This window comes from Achromobacter sp. JCM 18799, assembly GCF_055395645.1.
Map to the genome: position 1 here is coordinate 495,615 of NZ_AP043866.1, position 14,554 is coordinate 510,168.

General features: G+C 69.0%; 15 protein-coding genes. 5 read left to right on the plus strand and 10 right to left on the minus strand.

Annotated features, from left to right (window positions below; genetic code table 11):
* The first annotated feature begins 112 nt into the window (after positions 1-112).
* Positions 113-2,482, plus strand: coding sequence for a type II secretion system secretin GspD (gspD, locus tag ACZ5YA_RS02595; protein ID WP_464091972.1), 2,370 nt, complete (start codon positions 113-115; stop codon positions 2,480-2,482).
* Positions 2,479-3,906, plus strand: a complete 1,428-nt coding sequence (gspE, locus tag ACZ5YA_RS02600) for a type II secretion system ATPase GspE (RefSeq protein WP_251880606.1) — start codon at positions 2,479-2,481, stop codon at positions 3,904-3,906. Before gspD ends, gspE begins: the two co-directional genes overlap by 4 nt.
* A gap of 3 nt (positions 3,907-3,909) precedes the next feature.
* Here the strand turns inward: gspE and ACZ5YA_RS02605 are convergent, their stop codons facing one another.
* From ACZ5YA_RS02605 to ACZ5YA_RS02650, 10 genes are all read right to left on the minus strand, one after another.
* On the minus strand, positions 3,910-4,158 hold the full coding sequence (locus ACZ5YA_RS02605) for a prevent-host-death protein (RefSeq protein WP_306632866.1): 249 nt from the start codon (positions 4,156-4,158) through the stop codon (positions 3,910-3,912).
* Positions 4,159-4,279: 121 nt separating this feature from the next.
* Positions 4,280-5,032 (minus strand): type II secretion system protein N, encoded by a 753-nt coding sequence (gene gspN, locus ACZ5YA_RS02610; protein ID WP_464091973.1) that lies wholly within the window; start codon positions 5,030-5,032, stop codon positions 4,280-4,282.
* A gap of 1 nt (position 5,033) precedes the next feature.
* Positions 5,034-5,621 (minus strand): type II secretion system protein GspM, encoded by a 588-nt coding sequence (gene gspM / locus ACZ5YA_RS02615; protein ID WP_306632865.1) that lies wholly within the window; start codon positions 5,619-5,621, stop codon positions 5,034-5,036.
* The gene (gspL, locus tag ACZ5YA_RS02620; protein WP_464091974.1) at positions 5,618-6,610 is read right to left on the minus strand and encodes a type II secretion system protein GspL; all 993 of its coding nucleotides are present in this window, start codon (positions 6,608-6,610) and stop codon (positions 5,618-5,620) included. The genes gspM and gspL overlap by 4 nt, the downstream gene beginning before the upstream one ends.
* Complete coding sequence (gene gspK, locus ACZ5YA_RS02625; RefSeq protein WP_280016386.1) at positions 6,607-7,551, minus strand: type II secretion system minor pseudopilin GspK; 945 nt, start codon at positions 7,549-7,551, stop codon at positions 6,607-6,609. The genes gspL and gspK overlap by 4 nt, the downstream gene beginning before the upstream one ends.
* Positions 7,548-8,153 (minus strand): PulJ/GspJ family protein, encoded by a 606-nt coding sequence (locus ACZ5YA_RS02630; protein WP_306632862.1) that lies wholly within the window; start codon positions 8,151-8,153, stop codon positions 7,548-7,550. Before ACZ5YA_RS02630 ends, gspK begins: the two co-directional genes overlap by 4 nt.
* A 2-nt stretch (positions 8,154-8,155) precedes the next feature.
* Positions 8,156-8,557, minus strand: coding sequence for a type II secretion system minor pseudopilin GspI (gspI, locus tag ACZ5YA_RS02635; RefSeq protein ID WP_059374318.1), 402 nt, complete (start codon positions 8,555-8,557; stop codon positions 8,156-8,158).
* Complete coding sequence (gene gspH / locus ACZ5YA_RS02640; protein ID WP_280016384.1) at positions 8,544-9,032, minus strand: type II secretion system minor pseudopilin GspH; 489 nt, start codon at positions 9,030-9,032, stop codon at positions 8,544-8,546. The genes gspI and gspH overlap by 14 nt, the downstream gene beginning before the upstream one ends.
* A complete protein-coding gene (gene gspG, locus ACZ5YA_RS02645) occupies positions 9,004-9,432 on the minus strand; it encodes a type II secretion system major pseudopilin GspG (RefSeq protein ID WP_059374320.1) in 429 nt (142 codons plus the stop codon). Before gspG ends, gspH begins: the two co-directional genes overlap by 29 nt.
* Before the next feature lie 110 nt (positions 9,433-9,542).
* Positions 9,543-9,977, minus strand: a complete 435-nt coding sequence (locus ACZ5YA_RS02650; protein ID WP_464091975.1) for a hypothetical protein — start codon at positions 9,975-9,977, stop codon at positions 9,543-9,545.
* Positions 9,978-10,174: 197 nt separating this feature from the next.
* Here ACZ5YA_RS02650 and ACZ5YA_RS02655 point away from each other — a divergent pair, with 197 nt between their 5' ends.
* The 3 genes from ACZ5YA_RS02655 to ACZ5YA_RS02665 all read left to right on the plus strand — a co-directional run bounded on the left by ACZ5YA_RS02655 (position 10,175) and on the right by ACZ5YA_RS02665 (position 14,520).
* Positions 10,175-12,118: a PhoX family protein gene (locus ACZ5YA_RS02655; protein WP_419343088.1), complete on the plus strand. Its 1,944-nt coding sequence runs from the start codon at positions 10,175-10,177 to the stop codon at positions 12,116-12,118.
* Positions 12,119-12,312: 194 nt separating this feature from the next.
* Positions 12,313-14,319 carry an alkaline phosphatase family protein gene (locus ACZ5YA_RS02660; RefSeq protein ID WP_464091976.1) on the plus strand — a complete coding sequence of 669 codons (2,007 nt, stop codon included), beginning with the start codon at positions 12,313-12,315 and terminating at the stop codon, positions 14,317-14,319.
* Positions 14,320-14,337: 18 nt separating this feature from the next.
* Entirely contained in the window at positions 14,338-14,520 is a 183-nt protein-coding gene (locus tag ACZ5YA_RS02665; RefSeq protein WP_059374323.1) for a hypothetical protein, read from the plus strand.
* The last annotated feature ends 34 nt before the right edge of the window (positions 14,521-14,554 follow it).

Below are 14,554 nucleotides of genomic sequence, written 5' to 3' on the forward strand. Positions count from 1 at the left end.
GCCGCTACGATGCCTGCGAATTATGACCGTAGTGTTGCACTGTCACCCCGTATACTCCGACGCGCTTTCACGTTTTTTCACACGATTTCACGTTTCAGGCACCTATCCCGTCATGCGTCATATTGCGCAATTCAGCCTTGCGGTACTGCTCGCCGCAAGCCAGCTCGGACCCGCGGCCAGCACAGTCCATGCTCAACAGACCGACAATCGCGTCAGTCTGAATTTCGTCGACACCGACATCACCGCCGTGCTGCGCGCGCTGTCGCTGTTCACGCAGCGCAACTTCCTGGTGGATCCGCGCGTCAAGGGCAAGCTGACGCTGGTGTCGGACCGTCCCGTGGACAGCGCGCAGGCGTTGTCGATGCTGACGGGCGCGCTGCGCATGCAGGGCTTTGCCATCGTCGATGTGGACGGCGTGACGCGCGTGGTGCCCGAGGCCGACGGCAAGCTGCAAGGCAGCGTGGTGGCGGGCAGCGCACGTCCCGCGCAAGCCGTGGGCGGCGCGCCTGCCGGCGGCGCGGGCCGTGGTCCCGTGCCGGTGTCCGCGTTCGCCAAGGGCAGCAGTGGCGAAATGCTGACCCGCGTGTTCCCCCTGAAGTACGAGAACGCCGCCAACCTGGTGCCGGTGCTGCGCCCCATGGTGCCGCCCAATAACCCGATCAACGCCTATCCCGGCAACAACACGCTGGTGGTGACGGACTACGCCGATAACCTGGAACGGATCGCGCAGGTCATTGCGCGCATCGACGTGCCCAGCTCGATCGACACGGACGTGGTGCCGGTGCGTTCGGCCGTCGCCACCGACCTCGCCATCCTGGCCTCGCAACTGCTGGATACGCAAAGCAGCGATCCGACGCAGCGCATCGCCGTGGTGGCCGATCCGCGCAGCAACAGCGTGCTGGTGCGTTCCGGCAGCCCGGCGCGCACCCGGCTGGCGCGCGATCTCATCATGAAGCTGGACGCGCAGCAGAACCGCGCCGGCAATCTGCACGTGGTCTACATGCGCAACGCGCAGGCCACGCGCATCGCCGAGGTGCTGGGCGGGCTATTGACCGGGCAGGCGAATTCCGCGCCTGGCGCCACGGGTGGCGCCAGCGGCGGCGCGGCGGCGCAGGGCGGAGCGCGCACGCAGAACGCCGCGCCAGGCATGGCTGCCCAGGCGGCGGGCATGGCCGGCATGTCGGGTTCGAACAAAGGCGGATTGTCGGGCGAGCAGGAACGCATCTCGCGCGAAGACAACAGCACGCAGGCCGTGTCGTATTCGGCCGGCGGCGCCACCATCCAGGCCGACCCGGCCACCAACTCGCTCATCATCTCCGCGCCCGAGCCGCTGTACCGCAGCCTGCGTGAAGTCATCGACCAGCTCGACCAGCGTCGCGCGCAGGTGCTGGTGGAAAGCCTGATCGTGGAAGTCAGCGAGGCCAAGGCGGCGGAGTTCGGCATCCAGTGGATGACGGGCGCCGGCAACATCAACAGCGACGGCACCAGCTTCATCGGCGGCACCAACCTGGGCGGCAGCGGCATCACCGGCAAGGGGCCGACCACCATCGACGGCATCGGCAGCGGCCTGAGCCTGGGGGTGGTCAAGGGCACGGTCGACGTGCTGGGCAACAAGGTGATCAACCTGGGCGTGCTGGCGCGCGCCATGGAGAACACCGGCGAAGCCAACATCCTGTCCACGCCCAACCTGCTGACCCTGGACAACCAATCGGCCAGCATCCTGGTGGGCAAGACCGTGCCGTTCGTGACCGGGCAGTACGTGACGTCGGGCAGCAACGGCAGCACCAATCCGTTCCAGACCATCGAACGCGAGGACGTGGGCCTGAAGCTGAACATCCGGCCGCAGATTTCCGAGGGCGGCGCGGTAAAGCTGGACATCTACCAGGAAGTCAGCAGCATCGACGAAAGCCGCTCCAACTCCACCACTGGCATCGTGACCAACAAGCGCGCCATCGACACCAGCGTGCTGATCGACGACGGCCAGATCATCGTGCTGGGCGGCCTGTTGGAAGACAACGTCACGCTCTCCACCAACAGCGTGCCGCTCCTGGGATCCTTGCCCGTGATCGGCTCGTTGTTCCGCTACGATTCGCGCAAGCGCACCAAGACCAACCTGATGGTGTTCCTGCGTCCCTACGTGGTGCGCGACGCCAATCGCACGGCGGGCGTCACCATGGACCGCTACGACTACATGCGCCGCGCGCAGGCGGCGGTGCAGCCAGGCCAGCACTGGGCGCTGCCCGACATGCAGGCGCCGATGCTGCCGGCGCCGGGCTCCGCGCCTTCGGTGTCGAACAACGCCTATGACCTGCGCCCGGAACATCAGGCCGAAACGTTGCGCCGGCCGGCGCCGGTCACGGCCCAGTCCTTCGCGGTGCGCCAGTATCCCGGCACGGAGTCTGCGCGCGACGCTTCGGACGCCATCCGCGTGTCGCGCACGCTGATGCACAGCGTGGCCGTGGACCCCGATACGCTGCTATGAGCGCGCATCCCTTGCCTTATGCCTGGGCCCGGGCGCAGCGCGCGATGTTGTCGCTGCGCGGCGGCCAGGCCCGCTTGACCGTCAGCCCGCGCACGCCGGAATGGGCGGTGCGCGAGATCCGCCGCTGCCACGGCGACATCGAACTGGCGCAGGTCGACGACCAGGCGCTGGAAACCCTGCTGACCGCGGCCTACAGCCACTCGGAAGACGCGGCTTCGGTCATGGGCGTGGCCGAGAACGAGATCGACCTGGACCGCCTGATGCAGGACATGCCCGAGGTGGCTGACCTGCTGGAGGCCCAGGACGACGCGCCCGTGATCCGCATGATCAATGCGCTGTTCGCGCAGGCGGCGCGCGACGGCGCCAGCGACATCCACATCGAACCCTTCGAGACCCACTCGGTGGTGCGCTACCGGGTCGACGGCACCCTGCGCGACGTGGTGTCGCCGCGCAAGGCGCTGCATGCCGCGCTGATCTCGCGCATCAAGATCATGGCGCACCTGGACATCGCCGAAAAGCGCTTGCCGCAGGACGGCCGTATTGCGCTGCGCGTGGGCGGACGGCCCATCGACGTGCGCGTGTCCACCTTGCCCACCGGGCATGGCGAACGTGCGGTGCTGCGCTTGCTGGACAAGGAAGCGGGGCGCCTGCAGCTGGAAAAGCTGGGCATGGATGCGGGCGTGCTGGGCCAGCTGGACCGGTTGATCCGCCAGCCGCACGGCATCGTGCTGGTGACCGGACCCACCGGCAGCGGCAAGACCACCACGCTGTACGCGGCGCTCAGCCGCCTGGACGCCTCTACGAGCAACATCCTCACGGTCGAGGACCCGATCGAGTACGACCTGGCCGGCATCAGCCAGACGCAGGTCAACGCCAAGATCGACATGAGCTTCGCGCTGGCCCTGCGCGCGATCCTGCGGCAGGACCCCGACGTCATCATGATCGGCGAAATCCGCGACCTGGAGACCGCGCAGATCGCGGTGCAGGCCTCGCTCACCGGCCACCTGGTGCTGGCCACGCTGCACACCAACGATTCGGTGTCCGCCGTGACCCGGCTCACGGACATGGGGGTCGAACCCTTCCTGCTGGCGTCGTCGCTATTGGGCGTACTGGCCCAACGCCTGGTGCGCAAGCTGTGCCCGGCGTGCAAGCAGCCCGCCATGCAGGACGGCGCGCGCGTGTTCCGTCCGGTGGGCTGCGACGCCTGCAACCATACCGGCTACAGCGGGCGTTCCGGCATCCACGAACTCTTCACGGTGGACGACGAGGCGCGCCGGCTGATCCACGAAGGACGCGACGAGCGCGAACTGCGGCGCGCGGCGGCCGCGTCAGGCATGCGCACCATGCGCGAGGACGGACAGCGCTGGGTCGACAGCGGGCAGACTTCGCCCGAGGAAATCCTGCGGGTGACGCGGGATGCCTAGGGTCTATATCCGCCAGCGGCCCGGAAAGTCGAAGGAAAGCTGGCGGTGCTTGAGGGCCGACACCGCGCCTAGCGCGTCCTTGACCTTGCGGGCTGCAACATCGAACAAACCCCGGCTAGCGTCGCCGATCAACAGCAGGTGGATACGTTCCTGTTCCAGCCGCTCGGCGTCGATCAGCGCGACGTAGCTTTCACCATTCTTGGTGATGATCTTCTCGGCTCCGGACTTGACCTGATCAGCGAACTGGGACAAATTGGATCGAGCTTGGGGCAACGGAATCACATCGGCGGAGGAGATGCTCTTGACAGGCTCCGTGGGCGAAATACTTGTACCTAACAACGCATAGTCTAGTGCCGAGCCTGCCTTCTCTGGTTCATGTCCCGAAGGTCGTAACATCCCCCGAACGCCGCCCCAGCGCCGACAACAGTCCATCCAGCGCCGCCCGGTCCGCTTCACGCGCGGCGTCGGCGTAGGTCGCCTGGCCCCGGAACTTCAGGCCGCCGCGCCCGCCTGCGCTGCCCTGGCCGGTGACGTCGAGCAGGCCGCTTTCCGTGCTCAGGGCCAGCGTGGCGCCTGACTTGCCACCTTGCACCCGCAGCAGATACGAGCCCACGGGCGCCACCGGCGTCAGCGCGGTGCTGGCGTTGCGCCAGCGCAGTTCGGCCACCGGGCCTGCGGGCAGGGCCGCGCCCAGCCGCAGCGGCTGCCAGCGGATTTCCAGCGCGCCCTGCGGGGCGATGGTGTTCCACGGCGCGCCCAGCGCGGACAGGATGGAGGCGGGCGCGCGCAGCGACTGGGCCGGCACCGACACGCCGTTCCAGGCGGGCGTCGCGCGCAAGGGACCTTGCAGCCAGGGGTGGGAGATATCCAGCGCGAGCGCGTCCCAGCGCCATTGCCACTGCACCGGTTGCGGCAACATGCGGCGCGCGCCGGGAGGTCCCAGCGCGATCCAGGCGCTGCCGCGCCACAAGGTGCCGCTGGCGTCGGCCAGCGTGACCGGCGCCTTGTCCGGCAGCACGGCCAGCAGCCAGCGTGCGGGCAGCACGGTGATGGCGGCTGCGGCGGCACAGACGGTGCCGGCCAGGAGCAGCGCGGCGGACCGTTTGGAAAGTCGGACGGCAGACATCTCAGCCACGCTCCGACGCTTGCGGCGCCGCCAGGCTCACCTTGCCATTGACCAGGCCGGGCAGCGGCCGCCCGTTGACATTGGCGGCACGGGTGAGCTGCACCTCCTTGACGGCCAGGCCCCAGTCGCGCGCCGCACCGTCCAGCCAGCGCAGCAAGGCCGAAGAGGGCGCCTGCTTCAGCGTCAGCAGCATGCCCGATCCCTGCTCGGGCTCGCCCAGCGTCCATAGCTCGGCGGCGAGTCCGGCGCGTTCCAGCGAGGCGCCCAGCTCCGCGGCGCTGGGCATGGCGCCGGCGGGCGCGGCCGACTTGTGCCGCAATGCCGTGGCTTGCGCGGTCAGGTCGGCGACCGTGGCGGCCTGGCCGCGCAGCGCGGGTAATTCCGCCTGCAGCTTGCGCAGCGTGTTCAAGGGCGGTTCGATCAGGGTGACGAAGACCAGCGCGCCGCCCAGCAGCAGGCCGGTCGCGGTCACCAGCCGGCGCTCGCGCGGCGCCAGCGCCCGGTAGCGTTGCCCGGCGCGCGTCAGCGCGGGCGTGAGGGTCTTGGCCAGCGACTGCCTGGCCGCATGCAGGGCTTGCGGGAGTTTCATGGTTGCGCGCGCACGATGCGCCAGGTGTTGTCGTTATCGCCGCGTTCGAGCTTCAGGCCCAGGGCGGCGGCTTGCTGGATCAGCGCGGGGGTTTCCGCGACACGTTGCGACTGCTCGCCGGCGTCGGCCAGCTGCAGCGTCAGCGCCTGTTCGGCGTAGCCCAGGCGGGCCACCTTGTCGGCGGCGAAGGGCAGGGCCTGGGCCGCGGCGCGCGCCAGGGGCAGGAAGTCGGCGGCATTGGCCGCGCCGCGGTTCGCTTGCAGCGCGTCCAGGCCTTGCTGCGCCTGGCGCGGCGGGTCCAGGACCACCGGCAGGTCGGGGAACGCGGCCAGGACCTGCGCGTGCATGCCATTGCGCAACGCGTCGGCTTCGGCTTGCAGCTGCGAGGCGTACAGATTCAGCCCGCCTATCCAGACGACTGCCGCGGCCGCGGCCCAGCGCCAGGCGGGGCGCCAGGCTGAAACGCGGGCCGGCGCCAGCTGGGGCATGGCCAGCGACCACGAAGGCGAGGGCGCCAGCCAGCGGGAATCGGCGGGGTCGCGCAATGGTTCCGTGGCCTCGGCGTCCAGCGCTTGCGGCGCGATGAGCGCCTGCGTGCGCAAGCCCTGCGCATTCAGCAGGCTCCAGCCGCGGCGCACGGGTTCGCGCGCGGCCCAGGCCAGCGGCACCGTGCCGTCGGCCGAGCGCGGGCCGTGGCCGATAGCCAGCGCGTCCAGGTCGCTGAGCACCAGCGGCTCCAGCGCGCTGTGCACCGCGGCCGCAAAGCGGGCGCGCGCCACCGCGGGGATCTGTACGCTGGCGGCGATCACGTCGGCAGGATGCAGCACGGCTTCGCAGGCGGCGTGGGGGTAGGCGTGCCCCAGGGCTTCAAGTGTGAGCTCGCCCTGGCGGGCGCAGCGTCCGCGCCGGTCGAACCAGGAGTAGGGCAGGAGAGAGCCGGAGCCGAACTCGTCCAGCGGGGGCAGCGCGATGCGCAGGATGTTCTTCAAGGAATTTCTCTGGTCCATAAGGTGTCGGGGGCGGCGGGCGGCGAGCTGCGCAGCAGCGCCTGCATGGAGATGCGCGCCCGCTCATAGGCCACGGTGCCGCTGGCCAGGAACCAGCCGCTGGTGGTGGCGACGGCCGGCGCAGGCGTCTTCACGCCCGCGCCGGCCAGGCGGTTGGCGAAATCGCCGGAATTGTTGAACCAGTTGCCGCGGTCGCGTTCGCCCGCCATGGAACGGGCCTGGCTGAGCGACAGGCCGGGCACCAGCGCTGCAAGCACCTCCGCGGGCGCGGTGTTGACGTTGACGCTGGTGGCGACGGGCAGCACTGTCATCGTGCGGCGCAGCTCGTTGCGCGCCGACGGCTCCAGCGCCAGCAGGGCCGCCACTTCGTCCACGCCGCGCGGCAAAGGGGCGCGGGCGTCGGGCGCGGGCCGTCCCTGCGGCGCCGAAGCCGCATCCGCCGGCGGCATCCCGGGCTGCGCGGCCGACATGATGTCCACCATGCGCGCGGCCAGGGTGTCGGGCAGCTGCAGCGTGTTCAGCAGCCGGCGCAGCACCAGTTCCTGCTCGGGCTGCGGCACGCCATTGTTCGCCAGGTTATAGAGGTTGTACTTGCCTTGCTCGTCCTGCACGCGGCCGGAGAACACCGCAACGCGTTCGTCGCCGGGCCGTTCGATGCGCGTGTCCAGCACCGGGGTGGCCCATATCTGGTCGCCGCGGGTGATCGGTTCGCGCTTGCTGTGGTCGCGCACGATCAGGCGGGCCCAGTCTATGCCGCCGGCCAGCATGGCGCGCGCCTGCACCCGCGCCATCTCGTTTTCCACGCGCCGCGTGCTGGCGGTCTGGCGCTGGAACAGTCCGGTGGTCAGGGCGGCGACGATGGCGACGATGATGAGCGCGCTGATGACCGCCGCGCCGCGTTCTGCGTTGCGCGGACGGCTCATGGCAGCTCCAGCACGCGGGTGTAGCGCTCGGGGGATCCCGGCGCGCCGCGTTCCAGCGCGATCTCCAGGCCGCTCGGGGCCGCGGCCTGACTGCCTTCGCCATTCACCCAACCGGTCCCCGGCACCCAGGCGCGCAGCGTCAAGGCCCGCGTGCCGGGCAGCAGGAGGATGCCGTTGTCCGTCGCGGGCAGCGGACTGCGCGCCGCCGACGGTCCGCTGGCGCGCCACAGGCCGTCCTTGCGCACCTGCCATTGCACGCGCTGCCACAGGCCGTTGTCGTCCGGGTCGGGGCGCAGGATCTCGAACACGGGACCGCCGCCTGCGCGGCGCAGCAGGCGCAGGCCGCTGGTGTAAGCCTGCACATCCAGGCCCGCCGGCTCGAAGCTGGGACCGGTGTAGGACAGTTCCACATCGCGCGCCATCTGGCCCAGCGTGCGGACGATGGCATCGATGTCCTCGGCCTGCGCCTCGATCCGCTCGCGCGCGCCGGATACGCTGGCCAGGCCGCGCCAGGCCATCAGACTGACCAGCGCCATCAGGGCCAGGGCCACCAGCACTTCGATCAGTGTGAAGCCCGCTTGGGATCGGGGAGGGTGGCGCATGGCTATCGCAGGCTGGACAAGAGGCCGTCCAGCTGCAGCAGCACGGCGTCCGCCTGCGAGGCGCCGGCGTCGCGCACCTTGATCGACACCTGGCGGAAGCTGCGGTTCATCGAATTCGTAAACTCCATTTCGCACTGCAAAGCCCGGCCGCCCTGCGGACAGGGCGCGCTGCGCGTGCCCGCGCGCGGCAGCGCCTGTTCCAGCCGCAACTGGGCCAGCGCGTTCTGCGCGGCCAGCAGCGCCAGCGTCTTGTCCTGCAGGGCGCGGTTGTTCTCCGCCATGACGCCGGTCGCGCGCAGGGCGGCGCCCATGGCGACGGCGATGATGGCCAGGGCCACCAGCACTTCGATCAGCGTGAACCCGCGTTGCCGATCGGGCGGGCGGGGCGGTTCATTGAATTTCATAGCGGCCCGCGGCGTCGCGCCGCAAGGTGACGCGGGCATCGCCCGCGCTCAGCGTCAGCGTGACGGGCGCGGCGACCCATTCCGTGTTGAACACCAGCGGCCGGTCCGGATCGAGCCGCAGCGCCACCGACGCCGTCGACCAGGATTGCGGGCGCAGCACCTCGTCGCGTTCCAGCCGGTCCGGCGGCAGCGGCCTGTCTTCCTCGGCGTTCGGGCCCGGCAGCCGCCCCTGGCGTTCGAACGACCAGCCCTGTCCATTGGCGAGCCAACGGATGGGACGGCCGTCGCTGCGGGCCTCGCTCTGGGCCACGGTGAAGGCGTCGGCCAGGCGCTGGGCGTCGCCGCGCAGACGGTTGTCGCCGCGGCCGACGGACAGGCTCACCATGCTGGCCGCGATCGCCACGATCACCAGGACCACCAGGACTTCGACCAGCGTGAAGCCGCGCTCAGAGTTCCCAGGAGCCGATGTCGGCATCGCCGCTTTCTCCGCCGGGCTTGTTGTCGGCGCCGAACGAGAACACGTCGATATCGCCTTTGACGCCAGGGCTCAGGTATTGATAGGGATGGCCCCAGGGATCGTTGGGCAGCTTGTCCAGGTAGCCGCGCCAGTTGTTCGCGCCCTCGGGTTTCTGCACCAGCGCGCGCAAGCCCTGCGCGGTGCTGGGGTAGCGGCCATTGTCCAGGCGGTATAGCTTCAGCGCCTGCATGATGCCGGCGATGTCCTGGCGCGCGGCGACCTGGCGGGCCTGGTCGGGACGGTCCAGCACGCGGGGGACGATCAACGCCGCAAGTATCCCCATGATCACAATCACCACCATGATCTCGATGAGGGTGAAACCTTGCTGGCGGGCAAGCCCGCGCGGTAACTGACGCACTTGATGACTCCGGTCTTTCAGTAGGAGCGGAGGATTGTGGACATGAAATATGACAGCAATACTCACGCCGCTGCCAAATCCGCAAAGACCGGGCCCGCGCGCGGCGCGGCCTACTTTTCGCGCGATATGCCGGCGGGCGCGGGCAGGGCGGCCGGCGCTGGCAGGCGGCTTGAGCGTCCGGCCTGTTCCACCATCACCGCGTCCGCGGCGACTGCGCGCAGCACGATGCCGGGGGCCACTTCGCCGCCCGCGCGCCAGGCCAGCGGCGGGCCGCCGTCGACGCTGAGCACGGCGGCGCCGTCGGCGCCCGCGGCGATCACGCCCAGCACGGTGATCTGCGTGCGCATGGCTTCGTCCTTGCCGAACCACAGCGCCACGGGCGTGTTGTCGGCGGCGCGCGGCGCTCCCGCCGATACCGCCGCAGGCAAGGCGCCGGCCTTGGGCGCAAGCAGGATCGACGCCCATACGCCCAGGCCCGCGGCCAGGGCCAGCACGGCAAGAACGCGGAACGCGGCGGGCAGGTTCGGGCGCAGGGAGAAGGGCATGGAACAGGCGGGCAGGGCGGGTTGCGACGGGCCGACTATAGCGTTGCTACATGACAGGCTTGCGATACCCCGCGGTATTTGCCATCGCTCCTGTTGCGCGGGGCCTTCTGTCATCGTTCGTACATGCCCCATGTCTAGCATGCGCTGAAGTCCGGATGCCGCATCCGGGCAGACCTCCTTTCCAACAGGGAACCCGCATGCAAGACCTGAATCAAGCCAATCGCCGCCGACTCCTCAAAATGCTGGGAGGCGCGCCGATGCTGCCGCTGGGCGGCGTCAGCCTGACCGCGCTGCTGGCCGGCTGTAATTCCAGCGATGACGATGACGACAGCACGCCGCCCGTCGCGCCGGTCACCTTCAAGTCCGCCTCCTTCAGGTCCATGGCCGCGCCCTCGCTGTCCCAGCCTGAACTGATGGCGCGTACCACCGTCGCCTCGGCGCTGGAGCTGACGTTCAGCGACGGCTCCAAGCGCAGCGTCGAGCTGGGCTACGAGCCTTTCTTCATGACGGGCGACGCCGTGCCGGACGGCAAGGGCGGCACCGTGGTCGCCGGCGGCTACTACAACCTGGCCGGCGCGCCCATCGTCGACAATTCGGTGCCCGCGAAGGCGCGGCAGTTCTTCTCGAACTGTCCGGACGGCATGTCGCTGCTGTCCTTGTCGGAACCGACCAAGGTGGCGGGCGTGGCCGGCAACGCGCTGTACGCGGTGGTGCAGTTCGAGTACCAGTCCATGGACCAGGCCGGCAAGGACATGTACGGCCTGCTGCCGTCGCAGATCGCGGTGCTGACGCTGTCGCAGGACACCAACACCGGCAAGCTCAGCCTGGTGAAGTACCACACCGTGGACACGTCGTCGGTGCATGGCCTGTGGATCACCTGTGGCGCGAGCCTCTCGCCCTGGAACACCCATCTGTCCAGCGAAGAGTACGAGCCCGACGCCACCACGGCCAAGGCGTCGTCCTCGTTCCAGGCCTACAGCCAGAATCTCTACGGCGATCCGGCCAAGGCCAATCCCTACCACTACGGCCACATGCCCGAGGTCACCGTCAACCCGGACGGCACCGGCACTATCAAGAAGCACTATTGCATGGGCCGCATTTCGCACGAGCTGGTGCAGGTCATGCCGGACCAGCGCACCGCGCTGATGGGCGACGACGCCACCAACGGCGGCCTGTTCATGTTCGTGGCCGACCGCAAGGCCGATCTGTCGGCCGGCACGCTGTATGTCGCCAAATGGAACCAGACCTCGGGCACCGGTCCCGGCGCCGGCACGCTGACCTGGATCAAGCTGGGCCACGCGACCAGCGCCGAAGTGCAGGCGCTGGCCGACCAGCTGAGCGCCGCCGACATCATGGACGTGCGCACCGCCGACCCGCTGGATGCCGCCTTCACCAAGATCCGCTATTCCGGCAAGGACAACTGGGTCAAGCTGCAGCCCGGGCGCAACGTGGCCGCGGCCTTTCTGGAAACCCACCGCTACGCCGCCATGGTGGGCGGCACGCTGGCCTTCTCCAAGATGGAGGGCACCACCGTCAACGCCAAGGACAAGATCGCCTACAGCGCGATGTCGCGCGTGGACAGCTCGATGACCGACGGCTTGTCGCCCGGCTTCAAGGTCGAAGGCCCGGCGGCGGGCGCGGTCTACCAGCTGCACATGAAGGAAGGCCAGGTCGACACCGACGGGAAGGCCATCGACAGCGCCTGGGTGCCGGTGGACATGGCCGCGGTGCCGGAACTGGTGGGCGAAGTGCTGGCCGCGCGCGATGCGCTGGGCAATACCCACGCCGCCGACAAGATCTCCAACCCCGACAACCTCAAGTTCTCGGAGAAGCTGCGCACGCTCTTCGTGGGCGAGGACAGCGGCGGCCACGTCAACAACTTCCTGTGGGCCTACAACGTCGACACCAGGCAGTTGTCGCGCCTGCTGTCCTGCCCGGTGGCCGCGGAATCCACCGGCCTGCAGGCCGTGGACGAGATCAACGGCTGGACCTACATCACCAGCAACTTCCAGCACGCGGCCGATTGGGGCAGCGTGCACTCGGTGGTGCGGCCCACGCTGGAACCCCTGGTCAAGGCCAACTACAAGGACGGCTTTGGCGCGTCGGTGGGTTATCTGACCGGCGTCAAGATCGGCGCCTAGGCTTGCGGCAGGCGCCAGCCTGCCTCCGGCTGTGCCGCGGCTTCCTTCGGGAAGCCGTTTTTTTTGCGGATCGCGCGCAAAAGAATCCTGATCCGTCGATCAAGGTTTCTCTTCTTTGCTTCACGGGGCTTTCACCTTGGCTGGCCATCATGTAGCCCTGCATAAAACCCTGTTCATGACTAGAGAAGAGAAGCATGCAAGCATTGAATTGGAGAAGATGGTGCGCGGCCCTGCTGGCGACCAGCGCCCTGGCGGGCTGCGGAGGCAGCGACGATGACGACGACACCGAAGCGCCGCCGACCCAGCCGCCGGTGACCCAGCCGGACCCCACGCCCGCCGACAAGGTGCTGTTCATCGGCGTCGACGGCCTGACCTACGACGCGATGCGCCGCGGCGTGGCCGACAAGTTCCTGCCCAACATCGCGCAGTTCAATGCCACGCGCGCCTGGACCGGCGGCGTGACGGACGCGCCCACGCAGCAGCCGACGCTGCTGGCGCCGGGCTGGGCGACGTTGCTGACCGGGCAATGGGCCGACCAGCATGGCGTGAGCTACAGCGTGCAGGGCGAAACGCTGCAATCGCCGACCCTGTTCCAGCGCGTCAAGCAGGCGCGTCCCGAAGCGCGCAGCGCCGCCGCCTTCAATTCGACGGTGCTGGCCGGGTTGATCGCCGGTCAACGCGACGCGGGCTATCTGCAGTCGCTGACCGACTGTGCAGGCGCGGACGATTGCGTCGCCGCCCAGGCGCGCGACCGCATTACCGAAGGCTATGACGTGGTGGTGGCGCAGTTCGGCGCGCCGGAACGCGTGGCCTCGGAGAACGGCTTCGGCTCGGCCTATGACAGCGCGATCCGCCAGGCAGACGCCGCCATCGGCGCGCTGGCCAAGCAGATCGCCGACCGCAAGGCGGAGCATCCGGGCGAGAAGTGGCTGGTGATCGTGGCTTCCAGCCACGGCCTGGGCAAGACCGGCGCCAGCGACGGCCGTCCCATGTCCTCGAACAAGACCATCCTGTTGGCCGCCAACCAGCCTGCGCTGCTGGGCGGCAGCGCCGACGATGCATCGTTTGACGGCCTGTGGGACAACAACTGGTACGCGCTGCCCAGCGCGGCCGATGTGACGCCGACGGTGCTGGACCATCTGAAGGCGCTGCCGGCCGCCGCCAAGTACGACATGGCGGGCACGTCGCTTGCCGGCAAGCTGGCGTTGCGCCACACCGCGGCCCGCACCTCCACCGACAACAAGAGCGTGACGCTGAGCTGGGTGCGCGTGGGCGAACCCGCCGGCGACATCGTGGTCAGCCGCGACGGCGTGGAGATCGCGCGCGTGCCTGGCACGGCCGCCGAGTACGTCGACAAGGGTTTCAAGTTCGAGACCGAGGGCGTGCACACCTTGAACTACAGCGTGGCGGTCGGCAACGCGGTCAGCGCGGCGCGCACCACCGTGGCCTACACCAAGCCGCTGCCGCTGCTGGCTTCGCTGCGCACCGGCCTGACGATGCTGTTCCCGTTCGAAGGCAACATGACCGACCTCGCCGCCGGCGGCGGAGCCATCACGCCGTTCGACGGCACGCAGGCGCCGGCCTACGCGGATGCAGGCGTGTTCGGCAAGATGTTCAAGAACGACCGCAGCGCGGCGGCCCTGGGCGGCTTCAAGCTGGACTATCCAGCCGGCATGCTGGACGCGGCCCAGGCCTTCACCATCGGCTTCTGGTATCAGTCCGATGGCACCGCCAATGACCGTTCCATCCTGGGCAACAAGGACTACAACTCCGGCGGCAACCCCGGCATCACCATCGCGCAGTGGGCCGGTCCGGTGCTGTATTTCAACCTGGCTGGCGGCGGCTCGCGGGTCGACATCAACAACGTCAAGTTCACCCCGAACAAGCCGGTCTACGTCGCGATGACCGTGAACAAGACGGCCAAGACCCTGACGGCGTCCGTCTACGACAGCGAACTGGGCTTCTCCCAGCGCACCATCGGCACGGGCTCGGTCGACCTGACCAAGATCGCCGGCGTCTACGGTCCGCACCTGGGCCTGAATGAGGACGGACGCGGCACCTATGGCGTCTGCTGCGCCGGCACCAAGGGTCCCTACACGATGTACTTCGACGACCTGGCGTACTGGTCGCGCGCGCTCACCGAAGCTGAAGTGAAGTCGCTCGCCCTCTCCGGCAAGTCCGTTTCCGAACTGTTTCCCTGATGTATCGAGGATAAAAAAATGAGCATGTCCATGATCTTGCGCGGTTTCCTGCGCCTGGGCGCGGTGCTGATGCTGAGCGCCACGCTGGCTGCCTGCGGCGGCGATGACGGCGACAGCGACGGCGGCAAAGACCCCGGCACCGGCCAACCCGAGACGCCGAAGCCCGAGCCCGTCAAACCCGAATTGCGTTGCGCGCCTTGAGCCGCGCGTCCACCCGATCCATAGGAATAGAATC

Bases quoted from the DNA above. Each gene is read 5' to 3' on its own strand.
- gspD (WP_464091972.1), top strand. From the start codon at position 113: ATGCGTCATATTGCGCAATTCAGCCTTGCGGTACTGCTCGCCGCAAGC.
- gspE (WP_251880606.1), top strand. From the start codon at position 2,479: ATGAGCGCGCATCCCTTGCCTTATGCCTGGGCCCGGGCGCAGCGCGCG.
- gspN (WP_464091973.1), bottom strand. From the start codon at position 5,032: ATGTCTGCCGTCCGACTTTCCAAACGGTCCGCCGCGCTGCTCCTGGCC.
- gspM (WP_306632865.1), bottom strand. From the start codon at position 5,621: ATGAAACTCCCGCAAGCCCTGCATGCGGCCAGGCAGTCGCTGGCCAAG.
- gspK (WP_280016386.1), bottom strand. From the start codon at position 7,551: ATGAGCCGTCCGCGCAACGCAGAACGCGGCGCGGCGGTCATCAGCGCG.
- ACZ5YA_RS02630 (WP_306632862.1), bottom strand. From the start codon at position 8,153: ATGCGCCACCCTCCCCGATCCCAAGCGGGCTTCACACTGATCGAAGTG.
- gspI (WP_059374318.1), bottom strand. From the start codon at position 8,557: ATGAAATTCAATGAACCGCCCCGCCCGCCCGATCGGCAACGCGGGTTC.
- gspH (WP_280016384.1), bottom strand. From the start codon at position 9,032: ATGCCGACATCGGCTCCTGGGAACTCTGAGCGCGGCTTCACGCTGGTC.
- ACZ5YA_RS02650 (WP_464091975.1), bottom strand. From the start codon at position 9,977: ATGCCCTTCTCCCTGCGCCCGAACCTGCCCGCCGCGTTCCGCGTTCTT.
- ACZ5YA_RS02655 (WP_419343088.1), top strand. From the start codon at position 10,175: ATGCAAGACCTGAATCAAGCCAATCGCCGCCGACTCCTCAAAATGCTG.
- ACZ5YA_RS02660 (WP_464091976.1), top strand. From the start codon at position 12,313: ATGCAAGCATTGAATTGGAGAAGATGGTGCGCGGCCCTGCTGGCGACC.
- ACZ5YA_RS02665 (WP_059374323.1), top strand. From the start codon at position 14,338: ATGAGCATGTCCATGATCTTGCGCGGTTTCCTGCGCCTGGGCGCGGTG.